This is a genomic window from Moorena sp. SIO1G6 (genome assembly GCF_010672795.1).
GTDB classification, from domain to species: domain Bacteria; phylum Cyanobacteriota; class Cyanobacteriia; order Cyanobacteriales; family Coleofasciculaceae; genus Moorena; species Moorena producens.
Genome location: NZ_JAAHFZ010000006.1, coordinates 91,003 through 110,364 on the forward strand (window position 1 = coordinate 91,003; position 19,362 = coordinate 110,364).

The window sequence follows — 19,362 nt, forward strand, 5'->3', positions numbered from 1 at the left end:
AGAACGAGTGAGGTAAAAATATCTGGGTTTTAGGGAGCTTCGGAGCAGGGAGTAGGGAGTAGGTAATATGGCCGCAAAACATATCACAATTCATTTAGGATTGGTATAGTCAGTGTTAATCCCTAGGGAATCTCAAATCTTACTTTAACTCTGACAGTTGCTTTTCTAATTCCCCTACCCGTTTTCGGTCCCCAAACTGTTCATAGATTGCCTTCGCTTGTTCTAACAAACTCACTCCTTCTTGCCGATTCCCACGAGCATACTGAACCTCCCCTAATCCAGCTTTGGCTGCTGCTAGTTCTTCCCAATGCTCAGTTGCTGTGGTCAGTTCTACTGCCTTTGAATAAGGACCCTTAGCTTCCACAACTAGTCCTATCCGTTTATACAAATCACCCAGTAAGCGATAAATCGGTGCTATTTTTTGATCGTTTTCTTGTCCTTCCAGGATTTCAATGGCCTCAGCCGTTAAATCGTAGTCAGCATAGAGTTCAGCTAGAGCTAAGGGCTTGAACTCCTTTGGTAGATTCTGTTCCTGAATCCGCCGAGCAATAACCTGAATTTCTCTAGCTTGATCTGACTTAATCCGCGTAAATCCTAGTCCTCCAGTGCTATCTTCTGTAGAGGCACGATTTCTATCAGTCTCGACGACCAACTTATAACTAACTCCAGGTTTTAGTGGCTTACTTCATTAAACTAAGCCGGTGAGTCGCCTCACCGACTCGTCTTCAGAACCGTACGTGATAGTTTCCCATCATACGGCTCCTCATCATAGGAACCATTGTCATTGGTACCTCTAAAACGGATTTTCATCTATCTCATGTGAGTTGATTTTGTTTCCGTGTTTGGCATCGTGACAGTGGAGGTGTAATAATTCTAAATTTTTGTTTAGATTACTTCCACCTAAGGCACGTGGTATTATGTGATGTTTTTCCAACAAATCTCCATCTTTAAAGGTAAGTCCACAATGAGTACATTTCCCTTCTTGCCGTTCTAAAAGCTTTCCCTTCTGAGTGGTCATCTCAGGATGTTCTCTCATTCTGGTGCTCCAATAGATTAGGTCTCCATCGTAAGGGCTTCTGGTGTCCTGGACTTTTTTATGCCTGACAATTTCTGTTTTAGCATGTTTTGGGAGGCTAATACCCTCTTTAGTCATGAACACCCAGTTATCATCTCCGATGGTTCCCCAATATTTCTTGTTTACCCAGGATTTCGATTTCTTTGGATGTCTCCTGTATCCCCATCTTTGGAGTTTATTCCATAGCATGTTCCCTAAGTCGTTGAAGGTTTCTTTACTACAGACCCCTCTGTAGTAGTTACACCATCCACGTATAATAGGTTTAAGGTGGCGTATTAATGCTTCCTGAGGGGCAGCTCTATGTTTCCTAATGGCATTTGAGAGCTGCCCGTAATGCTCTTGGACTTTTTCCTTAGATGGTTTGATGATGGTTTTAAAGCCTTGTTTTGAGTGGTTTTTACCTGCTTTGTATTGACGTATGTTAGATCCGAGGAAGTTGAATCCGTCAAGGGTATGGGTCATTTGAGTTTTACTAGGCTTTAATTCCAAACCCATGTTATGTAGCCAGTTGTTAATCACTTCCTGACATTCTTCTACCACTTTCTGGTCTTTATGTAGGATGACGAAATCGTCAGCATATCTGATTAAGGCTAATCCCTTTTTGTAGTGGGTTTTTTTACCTTTTACAGAGTTGGCGTAATCCCATATGGCTTTTTCCATTCCGTGGAGGGCTATGTTCGCGCTTTAGTGGAGAGATGACTCCACCTTGAGGAGTACCCTCATTTGTAGGTGAGAATATCCCGTTATCCATCACACCGGCTTTTAACCAGGACTTTATTAGACGTCTCATGGATGGATAAGTATTTAATTTAGTTAGAAGTGCTTCGTGGTTAATTTTGTCGAAGCATTTGGCAATGTCAGCATCTAATACCCATTTAGGTTTTTTGTTAATGCTTACATATATTGCTCCGATGGCATCATGACATGAGCGTCCTGGTCTGAATCCATATGAGTTAGGTTCAAATTTGGCTTCCCATTCAGGTTCAAGAGCCTGAATGGCCGCTGCCTGTAATGCGCGGTCGTATATGGTCGGTATTCCTAATGGGCGTTTTTCCTTCCGTCCAGGTTTGGGTATCCATACCCTTCTGGTTGGTTGTGCCCTTTTTGAGATTATTAGGCTGTCTACTAAGGCGAGTCGTTGCTTACTTGTTAGAGCTTTCTTCCCGTCTATTCCAGCAGTCTTTTTGCCTTTGTTCTCTTGGGTAACCCTTCGGACCGCAATCATTTTGGCTGTCCAGGACTTCATCAGGATTTTTTGTAGTTTTCGTACCACGCGGACGTCTCCACGTTGAGAGGCTTGATATATTCGTTTTTGTAACTTCCACAAAGTCTTTTCTAGCTTTTGCCAGTTAACTTTGTTCCATTCTGACTGTGGAGCGAACCCCCGAGTTTTAGACTTATTCATTACTACTTACGACCATATCTTTTCCTATAACGTGAGTCTGTCTGCGTATCCTAGGTATTACCCTAGGCATTTGCTTCTGACTCAATCTTGTCCTCACATGACTTGCGGCTAGCTACCTACTCGAAATGTTCGACCTTTTCGAGAGTACATGTGAGAATTACCTCGTTCCTGATAATCATATTTTGAACTTTTAGGGCAGTACTGTTCACCGGGAGTTGTGGGAAATCTTATAAGAACCCAGAATCTTATAGTCCTTACTCCATTGACTATTTGTCTGTAGCGTGTCAACCTTATTTTCGCTACGTGTTGCTGACGATGATTCGGATGTACTTTCCTGTGCGTACCCATGAGTTCGTTGCCTAAGTTGACATCGGTCAGGTTAAAGGATGTTTCGCTCGTTCGACCCTTGCATCAATTTATAGGTTTGCTATTTCTATAAATCAGGGTAGGGCTGTCACTCGGATTTCGCGAGGGTCAGAAGTTACCGAAACAATAGTGCAGCCTTTATGGTCAGCAGGTTAGGCATCATAGGAGTAAGGTTTTGTACTAAGGCTGCACTATTCTAAGGTTTTGTCTCCGGGATGGTTTTTCACCATCATGATTATCAAGTTGTCATGGTTTGTTGAACCAAGCAGCTAATCCTCCAAACCCTTATAGGGTAAGGTTTATAGCTAACGAGTCGCACCTGGATAAACAACCTGACAAATACCCTGTTGACAAACCTGCTCTCGACTAAATTCCTCAGTCCAATTCAAGCCTCGCCCTCTCACTGTTACCATGAAACTGCTAGCATCGGTGGCATCATGCCAGCTTAGAGTGGGCTTGTCAGTCAGTAAACGAGTTGCCCGTGGGCTGATAATGTAGGGAATAGAGGAGCTTACCGGACGTGCTCTGACAATTCTCCTGGAGCTTTTAATTCGCGGTGGTGGACATATGCCATTAATGCCTGTTGTTACCCCAGCAGGTACAGAGTGAGTTTTACCATGATCACAAAATAGTTTAACCCTAACCCCCGATGGTGGTCTCAGCAGATCCCCTGGATTTATCGTGGTATAGTTAGGCACTGGATGGAAACGTGACCATCCCTCCCGTTCTAGCTCAACTCTACCCGTGGTTTTAAAAATCCAATGCCCTGCCAGTACTGGCTTACTCACCAGGCTTCCCAACATAATCATAACTATGGTCAAGATCGGGGCAGAGCAAATCAGCTTACTTAGTCGATTCACTAGTCTTATCTTTAACACCTACTTGAGCATCTATACGTTCACGAGCCATCCCAACCCAGATATCTTCATCAGGGTTACGGATATCAGTATAGCGTAAACAAATTTTCCATTCTGCCAAGGCATTGTCTGGATCTTTTTCTGGTTTGTTTTCAATGACTTGCGCTAATAAACAGTGAGCCGCTGCCGGAGTTCGCGTAAAGGTTTTGTCTAGTTCAATAGCATCTCTGAGGTAGGTTTCGGCTTCGGCATAGCGTTCTTGCTTCAACCTAGCCCAGCCTAAGTTTTTCAATAATGCATATTGAGTTCCCGTTTCTGCTTCTGGCACAGTATCTAACCCCTTCAAAAGTAAAGATACCGCTTGGGAATAGTTTTTATCTTGAATATACAACCGCACCAATTCATTATAAGCAGCATCTAAACCCCCCTCTACCGCTAACCTATACTGAGTTCGCGCCTTATCCAACTCCTGTAAATCTTCATAAAGACGACCCAAATTGTAGTGCGCTTCGGCATTATCTGGATTGAGACTCAATGCTCGTTCATAATTAGACTGAGCACTTGACCAGTCTCCTTTATTATCATATTTGTCGAAACCCCATTTATTAAAGCAGTCCGAAATCAAGGGCAAAGATCCTCGAAAGCCAATTAACGAAACTAAAAGTACCACCGATAGTCCCAATTTTACTTCTTGCCAAAGATATTTTTTAATCCCTAATCCCGATAGAATTTCTTCAACACCTGTACGACCAGCTTTGGTTAAAACCCCCCCAGCTGTCAACAAGGTCAATGCACTCTGGGAAATCACCGCAAAAGAACCTATAAAACCCGGACTAGTACTTAAAAAACGGGAGGAAATATCTACCACTAGACTCACCGATGCCGTTAAAGAAGTAACTGTCAGTGCATTCCACAGCCAGTCGAAACGGTCTAAGCGATGAGTAGGTGCTTGTAGAAACCACCACCAGTAGTCTTGTGGGGGATGAAAGCTAGTCCGCCAATTAGTTAATTGCACAGTCTGAGTAATCAAACCAGCCTGCTTTTTCAATCTGCTATCTAACTCAATCAGTTTAATCAGTTTATCTTTAGAAATGTGGGCAATATCAGCAAATTTTTCCTGAACAATATTGCGAGCAATCAGGACACGAAGAATGGCTTCAGGAGATGGATTATTGTCAGTTTTTTCAAGGGCGGTCAGGGCAGCTTCATAACGATTGAGAGTAGACTCTAACTCTAGGATGCTCATTCAGCTAATAGCAAAGGGAATAGGGAGTAGGGAGTAGGGAGTAGGGAGTAGGGAATAGGGAGTAGGGAACAGCGGATCTGGGAACAGGGAGCAGTGGATCTGGAAACAGGCAAGATGCCTGTTCCACCAAGATGCCTGTTCCAGGCACCAGGTCAAACACCTTTAATGAGATGCACCCTTCTGATTTAGATCTTATCTAAAGGTATTCTGTCAATCAGAAATACTCCGGTATCATAACTTGAATAAATAAACAAGATCCAGGTGCGATCAATTTTTTAGCTCAGATTCACTACACTGTCTGAGATAGTGTTAACTTTGAACAATTTGCCTTGGCCTACGATCATATCTGCAAATACCTAGCAGAAGAATATCCATCAGAGTTTTTTCAGTGGCTATTGGGTGAGGAACCTGATGATATTCAGGTACTTAAAACCGAATTAAGTGCTGAACCAATTCAAGCTGATGCTCTGAGTGTACTCCAAAGTACTAACCAAATTCTGCACCTAGAATTTCAAACCTTACCCCAATCTGAGCCACCATTACCATTTCGGATGTTGGACTATTGGGTCAGACTACACCGTAAATACCGATGTCCCATTGAACAGGTGGTGATTTTTCTCAAGTCTACGACCTCACAGATGGTATTCAATAACGAGTTTAGGGATACTAATACCTGGCACCGTTATCGAATAATTCGCCTGTGGGAGCAAGACCCATTACCACTGTTAGCCAATCGGGCTTTGTTACCCTTGGCCACTTTAGCCAGGAGTAATCGGCCTAATCTATTGTTGGAGCAAGTGGTTGCTGAAGTCGATAGAATTGAAGAAAAACCATTACGGGGAAACCTAGCGGCCTGTGTAGATGTGCTGGCTGGTTTGCGGTTTGACAAAGATTTAGTGCGTCGATTGTTGAGGGAGGAAGTTATGGAAGAATCAGTCACCTATCAAGATATTATCCAAAAAGGAGTCCAAAAGGGACTCCAGCAGGGACTCCAGCAGGGACTCCAGCAGGGACTCCAGCAGGGACTCGACCGAGGAAAGCAGCAGGAAGCGGTATTAATTGTGATGCGTCAGCTAACCCTGAGGTTAGGTTTAATTGACCCTGGGCTCCAAAAGAAGATTGAGGAATTATCCATTACTCGATTGGAGGAATTGAGTGAAGCCTTGTTGGATTTTGAGACAGCAACCGATTTAGCGGTTTGGTTGGATCACGGCTGAGATTGAACTGTTAGTGTTCACCTTGTCAGAGGAAGTTATGGAAGAATCAGTCACCTATCAAGATATTATCCAAAAAGGAGTCCAAAAGGGACTCCAGCAGGGACTCCAGCGAGGAAAGCAGCAGGAAGCGGTATTAATTGTGATGCGTCAGCTAACCCTGAGGTTAGGTTTAATTGACCCTGGGCTCCAACAGCGGATTGAGGGATTATCCATTACTCGATTGGAGGAATTGAGTGAAGCCTTGTTGGATTTTGAGACAGCAACGGATTTAGCGGTTTGGTTGGATCAGCAGCCTTAGGGCTGAAATCTTGATTTTTCGTTTCAGTATTTAAGTCCTAAAAAAAAGCGATCGCATTTCCTAATCCGATCGCTTTTTGCGGTTCTTCAGTTCTGTCAATACTTTGCTGCTGTCAAGGATTAGGATGCCAGGGCGACTTCCACGGTCTGCTGCAATTCACCATTTTGATACATTTCAATCATCACATCGGAGCCACCGATAAACTCTCCCTTAATGTACACTTGAGGAATAGTTGGCCAGTTGGAATATTCTTTGATTCCCTGGCGAATCTCGTAATCTTCTAGTACGTCTACGGTTTCGTACTTAATTCCTAGGCTATTCAGAATTTGGACAACGTTATTAGAAAAGCCACACTGGGGCATTAGTTTGCTGCCCTTCATGAATACCAAAATTTTGTGCTCTTGTGTTAATTTTTCTATTCTCTCTTTCAGTTCTGGTGTCATCGTTGTCTTAAACTCCTGGGATATCTAGATAGTTATTTCGATAGTCGATATTATATTAGTCTAGCGGGCGCGAAATCCTAGACTCTTCCAATTATGACTTAGGCCAGTTTACTGCTTGCCAGCCCAAGCTTCGGGGGTATAGGTTTTTAGAGCTAGGGCGTGAATGGCCTCCGTTGCCAACTCTTCGCTTAGGGCTCCATAAACCAGCTGATGTTGTTTCACCAAGGATTTACCTTCAAACTCGGAGGAGACAACAGTGGCTTGGAGATGGTTACCACCCCCTAAATCTTCTACTTTTACCTGAGCATCCGGTATCGATTCTTTAATCTTTTCTTCAACTTGCTGTGTACTAATCGGATCCATTTTTTTTATTCCAGTTTCTATTGGAATTTCTAAAATACACTAAAATTTAACGTAAGCATATGCGCTACGCGCACGCTACTTAAGGTGCGGTCAGCGGTCAGCGGTCAGCTTTCCGTAACTCAGATCAAACCAATGCTTACCTCTTGTTTTATTCAAAAGCACCTCAAGTAGCGTGCCCATAAGCTGTTCGCCCAGCGTGGCCATTCGCGTAGCGTGGCCAACGGCCAAGGCCATTGGCTGATAGCTGATAGCTGATAGCTTACAATTTAACTGCCTTTATTAGAACCAGCGGACGAGGTGGGCTGGCTATTGCCATTTCTAGGAAAGGGAGAATCGACGAATCCTAGCTCAAACAGCTGTTGGTAGGATTTTTTTCCCAATTCCCTGGTTGGATTTTGAGACCGAATAATTTGAATTAACAAGGGCACAGCTAATTCTGGCTGGTCATTGGCTCGATGGACTAGGGCTAGCCGATAGGTAGCTTCATCTCGCTTTTCAGCAGTTTCCAGGGCTTTTTGCCGTTGAGACTCGTAGACTCGGTTGTCAATGCCGGAAAAACTGGAAGCCAGCTGTTGGTAAAAGTTAGACAACTGGTTGAATATCTGACGTGCCTCTTGGAGTTTTTTGGCCGCTACGCTATAGTTCCCTGAATCAATAGCGTTCGTCGCCTCTTGCATCATCCGCTCTCCCCCCGGCATACTCAATAGGCTGTCTTCTTGAGTCAACGGCCCGGTATTGTTGGGGTCAGTGATGTCTGATTCTACTTGGATATCAGCACCTTGCGCCTGTGCTGGTGGCAGTACTACCAAAGCTGCCATCACGGGAAGAGCAACGAAACAGGCGAGCCTGACCGGATTAAGAGTGCCAGAATAAACCATACTATAGCTTTGGGAATTGGTTACCTAAAATAATAGAGTAAATCCAAACTATTGGTATAGTACCATTACCACAAACGATTAAGGGCTTCTTGGAAAGGTAAAGCAGGTACCAGAGTTGTTGGATCTAAGGTTCAGACTGAAAATAGTCCTAAAAGGTTCCCTATTCATCCCCGATGCCTATTAAAACAAACCTATTCCGTGGAAACTACTCCTGGTTTGAAGTCGGTTTTGAATAAACCAGCATCGGGAGTATGGCAATTACAGGTGGTGGATGATGTAGCGATGGATACGGGAAGGTTGAATAGTTGGGAGTTGATTTTGGGAGTTGGTTGAAGGGTTAAGGTTAGTGGGTTTAAGGTTAGGGGGTTGAACGCGAACGCGTGGCCAAAGGCCAAGGTTGAACGCGAACGCGTGGCCTTTTGGCCAAGGTTAGCTAGCTGATCGCTGATCGCTGATCGCTGATCGCTGATCGCTGATCGCTGATCGCTGAATGCTTACAGGTTAACTGGTTACCTTTGAAATTAACGATAAATAGAGATAAGACTTGATAAGTACCTGTTTTTCTGGCTTTAATGCCTGATTTCTATCCCTTCATCCATCTTTGGTGTCTTGATTAATTTTGACAGCATTAAAACGTCTCGTCATACTACTTTTGTAGTACAAGTGAAAGCAAAGTTTTTCCTTTGGCTTTGCGAAGCTAATGAATTTACCCAAGTCATGAATTTATTTAAGTAAGACTCAATTAACCTTGGGTCAGTGGTCCGTGAGCCATTACCCATTACCGATTATCCTTGGGTATTTCACTCAGCTAACCTTCAAGCAGCTAATCTTCAACCAGCCAACCTTCAACCAGCTAACCTTCAACCAGCTAACCTCCAACCAGCCAACCTTCAACCCGCTAACCTTCAACCCGCTAACCTTCAACCCGCTAACCTTCAACCCGCTAACCTTCAACCCGCTAACCTTCAACCCGCTAACCTTCAACCCGCTAACCTTCAACCCGCTAACCTTCAAAATTGAGCCACCCATCTGTGGTCTTAGCTATGCATCTTACAACATCTGAAATCGATACGGAACGAGTAGCACTGACGGCTTACGATTTGTGGAAATCTTATGGCGTTCGCGTAGCGGCTCCAAAGGAGCATCGCACTGTCGTTAGTGGAGTTAGTTTTACCCTAAATCCTGGGGAAGTTTTGGGTTTACTTGGACCGAATGGTGCGGGTAAAACGACTACGGTGGGAATGCTCTACGGCGCAGTTGTGCCTAGTCGTGGCTTTGTACAGTTGGGTCAATATCAGGTACATTCTCAAGGGCGACAGGTTCGTTTTTCCATGGGGATTGTTACTCAAGAGGATAATCTTGACCCGGACTTCACCGTATTTGAGAATTTGGTTGTCTTTGCCCACCACTACCGGATCACCGGTAAGTCAGCTCGGACACGAGCAGGGGAGTTACTGGAGCTCGTGGGGCTACAGGATTATGCTCAGCGGCGGATTGATGAGCTATCTGGTGGCTTGAAGCGGCGTTTGGTATTGGCACGAGCCTTGATTAATCATCCCCAAGTCGTGTTTTTAGATGAGCCTACTACAGGACTTGACCCGGATGCACGGCAGGATTTTTGGAAGCTGGTGATTCACCTGAAACATCAGGGGTGTGGGGTGTTGTTGACTACTCACTATATGGATGAAGCACAACGGTTATGCGATCGCTTAATCTTACTTCAGCAAGGTAAAGTGATTGACGAAGGTACCCCCGATGACCTGATTGAGCGCACTGTTGGTAAAGAGCTAGTGGAGATTGAGGGAATCTCGCCAGATATCCTGCAACAATTAGCGACTCAGTACGGAACTTGGTATCGCACCTTTGGCAGTAACTATCTGATTGCATTACCTATGGACAATCCCCAACCTCTCTGGCAGGACCTAAATACGATTCCATCTGTTAGTCTAACCCGCCGCCGCACCAACTTAGAAGATGTATTTTTAAGACTGACCGGAACATCATTGGATTGATTACAGCAGTTTTAAATTCGGTGAGGTAAAAATTCTTAGGTTTTAGGGAACAGGGAACAGGGAACAGGGAACAGGGAACAGGGAACAGGTCAAAAATCCTGTCTACCTGATAGCTATGAAAAAACCTGTAAATTAGATAGGTTTACTATCAACATAATGTTGAATAATTGTAATCTTATTTTTTTAGGTTTTTGCAAATTATTAATTGCAAAAATTATATAGCATTTATAAATTGTTTCTGAACAATTTTGCTGATTTTTAATAACATTAAAAAATCCTACAAGCTCTTTTATAATGCTCCCTGCTCCCTGCTCCCTGCTCCCTGCTCCCTGCTCCCTTTTTATCTCAATCCTATGTTCAACACTCAAATAAAAACGCTATAAAAAATAATGAAAGGAAATTCTGTAACATTTTGGGGCATCTACTCTGTCTGGCATCGTCATGCCAAAGTGTATCAAAAAACTTGGCTAGTCAATAGTTTACTCCCAATTTCTGAACCGGTGATCTATCTGATTGCCTTTGGCTATGGTTTAACTCCCCTAGTGGGAGATGTTTCTTACTATGGTCAACCTACATCTTACTTGAACTTTATAGCTCCTGGAATGATCGGACTTGGGGTACTATTTCAGTCATTCTTTGAGGGAGCATTTGGGAGTTTTTTTCGCTTGAGTTTTCAAAAAACTTGGCATGCACTGCTGACAGCACCGTTGACTTTCATGGAAGTATTTATTGGAGAGTGGCTATGGGCAACTACAAAGGGAGCTCTAGCTGGTACCATCACAGGGTTAGTAGCGGTTATCTGGGGACTTTACTCTGGCTGGCAATTGCTGGTATCTTTTCCAGTAATTATTTTGGGGAGTATGCTGTTTAGTGCTATTGGGCTATTTACAGCTGGAACGGTGCGTACTGTTGATCATATTAATGTGCCAATTTTCTTGTTCGTGGTACCAATGTTTACTCTCTGTGGTACTTATTTTCCTAGGGATACATTACCCACTGGACTGGGTTATCTCGCTGCTGTTTTACCCCTATCATCGATAGTTGATTTGTTACGTTGGCCTTTAGGGTTACCAGAGTTCTGGTTTTTAGAATTAATCTGGTTGTTGGTATGGATTGCTGTGTTTTATATCCTAGCTTGGCGTCAGATTTATCCTATTCTATTCCGTTGATTAGTCAAGGGAGTAGGGAAAGAGAGGGAAGTGTGGGGAGATGGGGAGATGGGGAGATGGAGAGATGGGGAGATTGCTAGGTTTTTTAAAAAGGGGCGAGTACGTATTTTTTTTACCTATAAATTTCTAAAAATATGTATCAAAATACACAATAAGTGTCGTTATAATTCTCCCCATTTCTCGCTCTTCCCCTCCTGGGAGGGGTTAGGGGTGGGTTCCGACTCCCGATTCCCGACTCCCGATTCCCGATTCCCAGATCCGCTGTATATAGATATAGCTAATTGGTTAAATTTTTTGATTTATTCACATTATATTCACAAGACGGTGGTTTAATTAGGTCTACCAGTTGAGTCAAAGATAATACAAGAGATGAAACTCAAGGTAAACCCGCCCAACAATCACCCTTTACGGTTTAAAATGGTTGTTTTTTTTATTTATAGTGGCTTAGTCTACTTAGGGATTGCTTCGTTATATTGGTTTGTGGTTTTTCCCATCAATTTTATTGAGGGATTTCTTGAAAAATCGCAACTCAATAAACTCTTTTTTTTTGTAAATCAAGTAGATCAAAAAAACCAAACTTTGTTTTTTATAGCAGTTGTAATAATGGCTATTGGACTAGGAATTTTGCTTAAAATTTACTACTTAAACAAAGGGTTATGGAGGAATCTTGAAAAAAATGGTATAACTACCAAGACTCCTAGGGTTACAGAAGAAAAAGAAATAATTCAATCCTTGAATAATGCCTTGGAGTGGCTGAGTTCTGATCAGATTGCCCTGCGGCTAGGTGGAATTTATGCCCTAGAACGAATTGCTAAGGTTTCTGCCGAAGACCACTGGAAAATCATGGAAATTTTATCGACATTTGTGCGATATCAGTCCCCTTGGAAGATTCATGTAGAGGTGCAAAAGCAAATAAATGACTCATGCAGTCCTCTTCCCATTACAGAAGATCAAAAACTTCCCATTGATATTCAAGGTGCCCTGACGGTTATTGGCAGGCGCGACAGCTCAAAAGAGCTCGGAGATGAGAAAATTGATTTACGTCACGCCACACTGATGGGGGCAAACTTAAAAGAAGCAAACCTCAAAGAGGCATACCTTAATGGAGCCAAACTACAAGGAGCTGATCTTAATCAAGCCAATCTAAAAGGAGCATCTGTGATCGGAGCCAATCTAGAAGGGGCAGACTGTAATCAAGCTAACCTCCAAGGAGCATATTTGATAAAAGCTAACTTGACAGATGCTTGCTTATTTGATGCTAACCTAGAAGGGGCATTTCTCAGGAGAGCTAAGCTAGACAAGGCAATTCTCTGGAATGCTAATTTACAGCGGGCATCGTTGATTAAAGCTAACTTGCAAGAAGCCAATTTAGAGGGAGCTAATCTCCAGGGTACAGATTTAAGAGGGGCTAACCTCCAAGGAGCTAAAAATATGACCCAAAAGCAAATTGAATTGACACAGATAGATAGCGAAACTATTTTACCAAACTACCTGTTCAAGGCTTGATTTTAGCCTAATAAATTGGCTATTTTTTTGATCTGATACAGAAGATATAAATTGTATCGGGTGCATCTTATAAGCATCTACACAGAATTAATTTTCTACTGCCAATCTCTGTAACCCTTACCCTGCAAGGCTTTTAATTTTGTAAAATGTGTAATTAATTTTGTGTACCTGCTTATTTGTATGTTTGTAAAAACATCATCGATCAAGAATTCCATTTAGATAGTTTTTGATGCCATATTCCCTACTCCCTACTCTCTACTCCCTACTCTCTACTCCCTACTCTCTACTCCCTACCAGGAATCCATGATCGCGGTCGGGTAGGGTACGCGATCGCATAAACTGATGGAATCATCTATAAAATTCCATAAAAGAGAGGGTGATCCGTGGCTACTGACTACATTTTGTTTATACATGGTGTCAATACTCGCCAAGATCGAGAAACACCCCAATACGCTGACAAGCTTTTCGATCTGATTCAAAATAATGTTGAGTCATCCGTTCAACTCAAAAAGATCCCTCTGTACTGGGGGAATGTGGTAATTGAGCAGGAGAAGGAACTAGTAGCAGCATTGAATGCATCGAAGGTGTGGAATGAATTCTGGTTCAGAGACTTCCGTGAAAAGCAAATCTTACAATTCGTTGGAGACGGGGCTCTCTACCTCAGCAGACATGTTAGCTCTCTGGCTATTGAGCAGATGAGTAAACAAGCCTATCAGGGATTGGAAGGATACCAAGATCAGGATCGTTTGCACCTAGTTACTCACAGTTGGGGAACGATTATCCTATTTGATGTGTTGTTTGCTAGTCGATGGGATGACCCAAGTATACCTGGTCATCAGAGTATTCAGGAGATTCGCAAAAGCATTTTGGGCATCGAATCTGAGCAAGACAGTGCCATTCCTCTGGCTAGTGTTCATACTATGGGTTCACCGATTGCTCTATTTACTCTGATCCATATTGTTGGCAACACCAGAGAGGGGAGTACCCATGATATTAGTTCCAAACTAAAGGAATTACTGGGAAGTCTGACTCAACAAGGAGTGGCGTTACCCTGGCAAAACTTTGTACATCCCGGGGATCCCATTGCTTGGCCCCTAGAAGGAGTGTTACCAAAATTAGTAGATGAGTATGACAAAGTTATTAAGCTTGAAGATGTAATTACCTACGGTTCTGGATTATTAGAAAATGTCGCTAAACCGATACAATCGACATTTTTAGCATTAATCAATGGTGGCAGTGCTCACGACAGCTACTGGACTAGTGAAAAGGTGGCTAAAAAAATTGCAGAGACGATTCACCAGACAGCTAGGGGCTCCTATCTTTTGGGCCCATCCATAACGCGCTGATGGCTAAGGCTCAGGGAAAATTACCGATTACCGGTTACCGATTTGCGATTTGCGATTTCCGATTACCGGTAAATTTCCCGTTTTAGGGGTCTTGTTCATCCTCTTGATAGACTATCAAGTCCCCTGGTTGGCACTTGAGTGCTTTGCACAGAGAGTTGAGTATATCTTCGTCAATTCTAGGTAGACGGCGATGCCGTTTGAGCCTGGAAACGGAGTTAGGATGCTTTCCAATTATCTCAGCTAGGTCTTTGTTGCTGATGTTGCGCTCAGCCATGACTACTGCCAATTTCCAGTGAATTACCACTTTAGTGTTTAACCTCTTACCATACTAAACGGTCGTTACGTTTGATTGTAACCGCTCGCAGCATGAATTGTTGAAAATAATACTTCTATAATTTTTTTTTTAACTCAAAGTGTTGACAAACTGGCCAAGATAGGATATACTATAAAAGTACGCAGTTACAGTGATTGGCAATTCCCTCGCCAGCACAAAGCGATCGCACTCTATGGCTCGACAACCTCTGTGCGATCGCTATTCCACCACCAAAGAAACAAGGTGATATATACATGGTAAACCCACGTTCCTGTCTTGATGCAGTCGCTCATGGGGGAAACCCCCAAGACCGCGCTGCATCGCTTCCAGAGCTCATCAAAGCTCCGATCTATGATGTCCCTCAGGGCAAAACCCCAGTCCGCCTCCTCGCCTGTGGTGTACCCAAAGGTGTTGAGAGTGTGATTAACCAATTGCACGTGCTTCGCTTTGCCGAAGTCATAGCGTGGACCCCGCCGATTCCTTCCCCTGTCGAGGGTGAGATCATTCGGATTCTGACTCGCTATGTTAATTTGAGGCGATAGGTTTAGGGTAAGCGTATGCGCTACGCGCACGCTACGCGAACAGCTATCAGCTATCAGCTCTCAGCTCTCAGCTAGGCTAATAGCAGCGATTAGCTTATGGGTTAGGTCACAGGCTGGAAGCCTGTGCCACAGTACTTGAGGTGCTTTTAAATAAAATAAGCTGACGGCACCTCAAGTAGCGTGAGCTAAAAGCTCACGGCTGACGGCTGACCGCTGACTGCTAACCACTGACGGCTGACCACTGACCGCTGACCGCTGACCGCTGACCACTGACAGCTGACAGCTTACTGGTCTTGAAAATTTTCTGCATAATTCTTGGTGATTAACCCGATAAGTCTATAGATACTTAGAAATCAGCTATTAGCACTCAGCATTGAGCAGCTAGTGCCTTAGCTGAATGCTTACCTTGTCAACCTTGAGAATCGGGTGTTAATCGATGTCACAGAAAAACAATACCGTTACTGGTGATCAGGCCAAACCAATTATTGTTGATACTTACCGATATCAGTCCGAATACTACCATAACCGTCACCCATTAACCAATCATCAAAGGCCAACCATTAACCGTCAAGGCTCAACCATTAACCGTCACCCAATTTCCGTCAACCGTGAAGAGCAAACCATTAACCGTCAGCCATTTATTGGTGATCCTAATGTGTTTTGGTTTTCAGAAATGGGCAGTGAGTGGAGTGCGACCATTAGAGAGGCGTGCTGGGAAACTATTAAAGAACCGATTGAAGAACAGGAGGATTTATCTCAGGATAAGAAAGGTGCTTCTACAATTGTATCAGCTTTGGCTTTATTGGGGATAATTGCTTTGGCTGTTATTTAAATAATACATGAAAATCCTAATTGTTACCGTTACGGGAATTTATCATCTGCTCTAGAAGAGCACTAACATCTTTATATTCCTGAGCGATGATATCATCTTCCGGCAGGTTTTCAATGTCGAAGTTATTCTCCAGTCTTTGCTGAATTTCTTCCAACTTTTCAATTCCCTTACGAACTCCTGGCTCTCCGCTTAGAGCTAATACGTCTTGAGCATATCTACGAGTTATTTCACTAAAGAGTTCTTCAAATTCTTTGTTTCCTTGATAGTTGTTTTGATTTTGCTCAAATAGATTGATAGCTTTTTCTAAGCTGTATAAATCTCTGTATTTTATAAGTTTATAAATTGTCAATAAAACTTTAACTTGAGCTTCAATACTAAAACTAAATATATATCCAACAATAGGTCTAAACCTATCAGTTAGACTTATTATTGCTGGAGACTCTAGTAATTTTAGCCAATCTGAGATTGACTGAGGTCTTCGCTGTTGATCTAGTTCCATACCTCTGAGAATTGCTATTCTCAATTTTTTGTTGGTGACGAAGTTTTCCACATCTTGTTTTTGAGGGTCTTTTCTATATCTTTTTAATTCATGTTCCCGGTCTCTGCTACTAACTGGTTGGCGTCCGGTTAACAAGAAATAGAAGGTGGCGGATAAGGCATAGATATCAAGTGGTGGGCCTGCTTTAAAGCGGCGTAGTTGTTGCTCGGGTGGAGCATAACGTTCCGACCATTGTCGCGTTAGCTCTATTGTCCGGTCAGGAACAAATTCCCGGGAGATCCCAAAATCAATCAGTATTGCTTCTTCAGTTCCATGTCTTACCATAATATTACTAGGCTTGACATCTCTATGAATCAACTTAACCTTATGCATTGCTGTCAAGGCATCGGCAACTTGCTGAATATATTTGATGGCTTGTTCCTCTGGAATTCCATTCCCTGGTTGAGTGAGTCTGTGTAGGTTCTCTCCTTCGATATAGTCCATCACGATGCAAGGACGATATATTGTTGGTTCATAGAAGTACTCTATGAATTTAACAATATGGTTATGGTTAAATTGGTTGAGTCGCTGCGCTTCATCTTTAAATTTTTTTTCTCTTTCGCTTCGTTGATTATCGGGTAGTTCTTCTCTTCCAATTTTTATGGCAACAATCTCTTCCTGACCATCGGGTAAGTGACGAGTAGCTTGGTAAGTCGTTCCAAAGCCTCCCTTTCCTAATTCACGTTGGATGGTATAGTCGCCGTCTTTAATAGAATCTCCTGGTTCTAAGCTTATCATTGGGTTATTTTAATTGAATTAATTGCTTTAGCTAATTTTATAGCTTGGTGGATGATTAGCGTTTTTTAACTTTAGGGTAGGACGCAGGGTAGACGCATCTTATTTTGAAATGCCTACTGGATATGAGATTCATAGGATAGGTAGTTTTGCTGATTAATTTTTGCTGATTAATTTTGAAATTTTTGTCTTGATGCAGTAGCGACTGGTGGAAACCCCCTGATTAAAGCGCTGCATTGCTTCTGAGTAAGGCTTCTATAATTTTAGATGCGTTTGCCCTGAGTGAAATACATAAATAGTTAGACCATAACAACCATCTTTTGTGGCTGTTCGGTATTACCCTAGGGTCTAAGATACTGCTCCAGCTAGATCAGCTTAGCTTAGGACAAAATAAGTTAACTTGAAATCATCTCTAAATCATCAGGTGCCTTGGGAGTATGTCACTTATAGCATTTCTCAATTGGTTGAGGTGCTTTTGTGGTGGGTTAATCGGAGCAGAGACTTCGTAACACAGAGTAGGGATGCAGCCCTATGCTGAGGGTTTCACCCTTTGGCCGACTGCATCAAGACACTGATTGTCCCTCATAAGAACGAAAAACTCTATATATAGTTGATTTTTTAGCCAACTTTGACCTGCTCCCGATGCCCTTCAGGAGCTATCCCTTGTTAAGCAGGACAAATTCCCAGGCATTCTGATGGCTAGAGCGCCACCTGCAAAATTCCACCCAAGGTACCCATCCCCCAATCTATAAGGGGGTAACAGCTGCAATACCCTTTCACCAAATTATGGGGCGCGGGCGCAGGGGGGGATACTATTTTGCTTATAGCATATTATAACAATACGCACTCATGTATTGACCAATTCAAATAAGCCAAAAGTGCTAAAACCAATCTCAACGGGAAGTTGCTCATGGGAAACCACGGCAGTTGCTCATGGTGGCAATGCCTTTTGCCAAAGCTGTATAGCTATTCCGAAGTTACCTACTCCCTACTCCCTACTCCCGCGCAACCTAGGACGAAATTACCTCTCTCAATTAAGACCTGCTATATACTGCAAATAAGATCAGGACTTTTAGTAAATAAGGATACAGGTGATTGGCTTATTAAACAAGCGTCTAAGGAATGTCTGGCTTCGTGTAGTGGTTCCCAAAAGCGAAAAGTATCTAAGCAATATCTGGCTTCGTGTAGTGCTTTCCTTCATTATTGCTTACTTCTTTCTAGTGGGATTAAGTGTATTGGAGCAAAAAATAACTAAAACGTTATTCGAACCAAAAACAACTGAAACGTCATTGGAGCCAAAGACAACTGAAACCGAACAAGTTTGCTCACCTCAAGATTCAGACGGGTTTTGTTTGGTAAAGCAACTATTGTTCGTCTCTAAAGTGCAAAATCTTGAAGGTTTCGCTCTTTTATTTGGAGCGTCTCTTTACATGCTTGAAGGTCTAGAGCGCAGAAAAAGGATAATCTATGAGGCATGGCAAATTGTCGATAATGCCGCAGGAGCAGGAGTAGCTACTAGTCATGCCAGAGTAAAAGCCCTTGAGGTTTTGAACAACTATGGTGTTTCCATGAGGGGGCTGGATGCCCCAAATGCCGATTTGATTGACATTGACTTGGCGAATGCTATACTTCATCAAGCTAGTCTCAATGACGCTGAACTTACTGGAGCTAATCTTACGGGAGCTGATCTAACTAAAGCCAATCTTGCGAGAGCTAACCTTAATACAGCCAAGCTTAGTAAAGCATTGCTAATTAGAGCGAACCTCAGTAAAACCAACCTGAGTATTACTGAGCTCAGGAATGCTGATCTCAGGAATGCTGATCTCAGTGGTGCCAACTTCATGGGTGCGGATCTCACTGGTGCAGACCTCACTAGTGCGAACCTGACTGGTTCAGATTTCAGATATGCAAAGCTCAATGGTGCAAACCTCAAACATGCGGACCTCAGTGGTGCAGATCTCACAGATGCAAACCTTAATGGTATGGACTTGACTGGTGCAGATCTAACTAGTGCTAACCTTGAAGGCATCTCTTGGAATCGACAGACGAAGTGGAAAAATGCTACAGGTTTGGACAAAGCCGAGAATATGCCCGATGCGTTGCGACAACAGCTTGGTCTGTGATCGGGAATAGGGAAATTTATGGGAAGTATGTGGTGAGATCGGGTAATTATGGGTCGATTATGTGGGGTTGCTGAATTAAGGAATGAATCCGCGATCAT

25 protein-coding genes are annotated in these 19,362 nt (G+C 43.0%); 13 read left to right on the top strand and 12 right to left on the bottom strand.

The features are described 5' to 3' along the window. Nucleotides 1-139: 139 nt before the first annotated feature. From F6K63_RS07805 to F6K63_RS07825, 6 genes are all read right to left on the bottom strand, one after another. Nucleotides 140-652 (bottom strand): tetratricopeptide repeat protein, encoded by a 513-nt coding sequence (locus tag F6K63_RS07805; protein ID WP_008188968.1) that lies wholly within the window; start codon nucleotides 650-652, stop codon nucleotides 140-142. 141 nt (nucleotides 653-793) lie between these two features. Continuing rightward, complete coding sequence (locus tag F6K63_RS37135) at nucleotides 794-1,735, bottom strand: group II intron reverse transcriptase (RefSeq protein WP_008188966.1); 942 nt, start codon at nucleotides 1,733-1,735, stop codon at nucleotides 794-796. Beyond that, nucleotides 1,692-2,480 carry a reverse transcriptase N-terminal domain-containing protein gene (locus F6K63_RS37140; RefSeq protein ID WP_008188965.1) on the bottom strand — a complete coding sequence of 263 codons (789 nt, stop codon included), beginning with the start codon at nucleotides 2,478-2,480 and terminating at the stop codon, nucleotides 1,692-1,694. The genes F6K63_RS37135 and F6K63_RS37140 overlap by 44 nt, the downstream gene beginning before the upstream one ends. A gap of 671 nt (nucleotides 2,481-3,151) precedes the next feature. Then, a complete protein-coding gene (locus F6K63_RS07815) occupies nucleotides 3,152-3,706 on the bottom strand; it encodes a hypothetical protein (RefSeq protein ID WP_008188964.1) in 555 nt (184 codons plus the stop codon). Beyond that, the gene (locus tag F6K63_RS07820; RefSeq protein WP_008188962.1) at nucleotides 3,690-4,949 is read right to left on the bottom strand and encodes a tetratricopeptide repeat protein; all 1,260 of its coding nucleotides are present in this window, start codon (nucleotides 4,947-4,949) and stop codon (nucleotides 3,690-3,692) included. The genes F6K63_RS07815 and F6K63_RS07820 overlap by 17 nt, the downstream gene beginning before the upstream one ends. A gap of 4 nt (nucleotides 4,950-4,953) precedes the next feature. Next, nucleotides 4,954-5,097 carry a hypothetical protein gene (locus tag F6K63_RS07825; protein ID WP_165691808.1) on the bottom strand — a complete coding sequence of 48 codons (144 nt, stop codon included), beginning with the start codon at nucleotides 5,095-5,097 and terminating at the stop codon, nucleotides 4,954-4,956. A 181-nt stretch (nucleotides 5,098-5,278) separates the two neighbouring features. Here F6K63_RS07825 and F6K63_RS07830 point away from each other — a divergent pair, with 181 nt between their 5' ends. Next, nucleotides 5,279-6,166: a DUF4351 domain-containing protein gene (locus F6K63_RS07830; RefSeq protein ID WP_287311553.1), complete on the top strand. Its 888-nt coding sequence runs from the start codon at nucleotides 5,279-5,281 to the stop codon at nucleotides 6,164-6,166. Between the two features lie 37 nt (nucleotides 6,167-6,203). Further along, nucleotides 6,204-6,464, top strand: a complete 261-nt coding sequence (locus F6K63_RS07835; RefSeq protein WP_081431891.1) for a DUF4351 domain-containing protein — start codon at nucleotides 6,204-6,206, stop codon at nucleotides 6,462-6,464. Nucleotides 6,465-6,583: 119 nt separating this feature from the next. Here the strand turns inward: F6K63_RS07835 and grxD are convergent, their stop codons facing one another. From grxD to F6K63_RS07850, 3 genes are all read right to left on the bottom strand, one after another. After that, nucleotides 6,584-6,907: a Grx4 family monothiol glutaredoxin gene (gene grxD, locus F6K63_RS07840; protein WP_008188959.1), complete on the bottom strand. Its 324-nt coding sequence runs from the start codon at nucleotides 6,905-6,907 to the stop codon at nucleotides 6,584-6,586. Nucleotides 6,908-7,015: 108 nt separating this feature from the next. Beyond that, the gene (locus F6K63_RS07845) at nucleotides 7,016-7,270 is read right to left on the bottom strand and encodes a BolA family protein (protein ID WP_008188957.1); all 255 of its coding nucleotides are present in this window, start codon (nucleotides 7,268-7,270) and stop codon (nucleotides 7,016-7,018) included. A gap of 266 nt (nucleotides 7,271-7,536) precedes the next feature. After that, a complete protein-coding gene (locus F6K63_RS07850; RefSeq protein ID WP_044495021.1) occupies nucleotides 7,537-8,148 on the bottom strand; it encodes a tetratricopeptide repeat protein in 612 nt (203 codons plus the stop codon). 198 nt (nucleotides 8,149-8,346) lie between these two features. On the opposite strand from F6K63_RS07850, the gene F6K63_RS07855 reads away from it, so the two are divergent. The 3 genes from F6K63_RS07855 to F6K63_RS07865 all read left to right on the top strand — a co-directional run bounded on the left by F6K63_RS07855 (nucleotide 8,347) and on the right by F6K63_RS07865 (nucleotide 10,160). Continuing rightward, nucleotides 8,347-8,481, top strand: coding sequence for a proprotein convertase P-domain-containing protein (locus tag F6K63_RS07855; RefSeq protein ID WP_008188949.1), 135 nt, complete (start codon nucleotides 8,347-8,349; stop codon nucleotides 8,479-8,481). Between the two features lie 423 nt (nucleotides 8,482-8,904). Then, complete coding sequence (locus F6K63_RS07860) at nucleotides 8,905-9,168, top strand: pentapeptide repeat-containing protein (RefSeq protein WP_287252163.1); 264 nt, start codon at nucleotides 8,905-8,907, stop codon at nucleotides 9,166-9,168. Nucleotides 9,169-9,191: 23 nt separating this feature from the next. Then, complete coding sequence (locus tag F6K63_RS07865; protein ID WP_044495031.1) at nucleotides 9,192-10,160, top strand: ABC transporter ATP-binding protein; 969 nt, start codon at nucleotides 9,192-9,194, stop codon at nucleotides 10,158-10,160. Nucleotides 10,161-10,273: 113 nt separating this feature from the next. Here the strand turns inward: F6K63_RS07865 and F6K63_RS07870 are convergent, their stop codons facing one another. Continuing rightward, on the bottom strand, nucleotides 10,274-10,528 hold the full coding sequence (locus tag F6K63_RS07870) for a hypothetical protein (protein ID WP_287311556.1): 255 nt from the start codon (nucleotides 10,526-10,528) through the stop codon (nucleotides 10,274-10,276). Between the two features lie 21 nt (nucleotides 10,529-10,549). On the opposite strand from F6K63_RS07870, the gene F6K63_RS07875 reads away from it, so the two are divergent. From F6K63_RS07875 to F6K63_RS07890, 4 genes are all read left to right on the top strand, one after another. After that, entirely contained in the window at nucleotides 10,550-11,329 is a 780-nt protein-coding gene (locus F6K63_RS07875; RefSeq protein ID WP_287311558.1) for an ABC transporter permease, read from the top strand. Nucleotides 11,330-11,377: 48 nt separating this feature from the next. Then, nucleotides 11,378-11,662 carry a hypothetical protein gene (locus F6K63_RS07880; RefSeq protein WP_287311561.1) on the top strand — a complete coding sequence of 95 codons (285 nt, stop codon included), beginning with the start codon at nucleotides 11,378-11,380 and terminating at the stop codon, nucleotides 11,660-11,662. A 270-nt stretch (nucleotides 11,663-11,932) separates the two neighbouring features. Next, entirely contained in the window at nucleotides 11,933-12,835 is a 903-nt protein-coding gene (locus F6K63_RS07885; protein WP_287311562.1) for a pentapeptide repeat-containing protein, read from the top strand. Nucleotides 12,836-13,218: 383 nt separating this feature from the next. Next, a complete protein-coding gene (locus F6K63_RS07890; RefSeq protein ID WP_287294819.1) occupies nucleotides 13,219-14,181 on the top strand; it encodes a hypothetical protein in 963 nt (320 codons plus the stop codon). An 82-nt stretch (nucleotides 14,182-14,263) separates the two neighbouring features. Here F6K63_RS07890 and F6K63_RS07895 read toward each other — a convergent pair whose 3' ends face one another. Then, nucleotides 14,264-14,485, bottom strand: coding sequence for a helix-turn-helix domain-containing protein (locus tag F6K63_RS07895; RefSeq protein ID WP_008188939.1), 222 nt, complete (start codon nucleotides 14,483-14,485; stop codon nucleotides 14,264-14,266). A gap of 164 nt (nucleotides 14,486-14,649) precedes the next feature. Here F6K63_RS07895 and F6K63_RS07900 point away from each other — a divergent pair, with 164 nt between their 5' ends. After that, nucleotides 14,650-15,036 (top strand): hypothetical protein, encoded by a 387-nt coding sequence (locus F6K63_RS07900; protein WP_008188938.1) that lies wholly within the window; start codon nucleotides 14,650-14,652, stop codon nucleotides 15,034-15,036. Between the two features lie 436 nt (nucleotides 15,037-15,472). Then, nucleotides 15,473-15,868 carry a hypothetical protein gene (locus tag F6K63_RS07905; protein ID WP_008188937.1) on the top strand — a complete coding sequence of 132 codons (396 nt, stop codon included), beginning with the start codon at nucleotides 15,473-15,475 and terminating at the stop codon, nucleotides 15,866-15,868. A gap of 16 nt (nucleotides 15,869-15,884) precedes the next feature. Here F6K63_RS07905 and F6K63_RS07910 read toward each other — a convergent pair whose 3' ends face one another. Continuing rightward, entirely contained in the window at nucleotides 15,885-17,144 is a 1,260-nt protein-coding gene (locus tag F6K63_RS07910) for a serine/threonine protein kinase (RefSeq protein ID WP_008188935.1), read from the bottom strand. 851 nt (nucleotides 17,145-17,995) lie between these two features. On the opposite strand from F6K63_RS07910, the gene F6K63_RS07915 reads away from it, so the two are divergent. After that, complete coding sequence (locus tag F6K63_RS07915) at nucleotides 17,996-18,202, top strand: hypothetical protein (RefSeq protein WP_131827127.1); 207 nt, start codon at nucleotides 17,996-17,998, stop codon at nucleotides 18,200-18,202. Nucleotides 18,203-18,232: 30 nt separating this feature from the next. Further along, the gene (locus F6K63_RS07920; protein ID WP_008188934.1) at nucleotides 18,233-19,264 is read left to right on the top strand and encodes a pentapeptide repeat-containing protein; all 1,032 of its coding nucleotides are present in this window, start codon (nucleotides 18,233-18,235) and stop codon (nucleotides 19,262-19,264) included. Nucleotides 19,265-19,362: the final 98 nt, after the last annotated feature.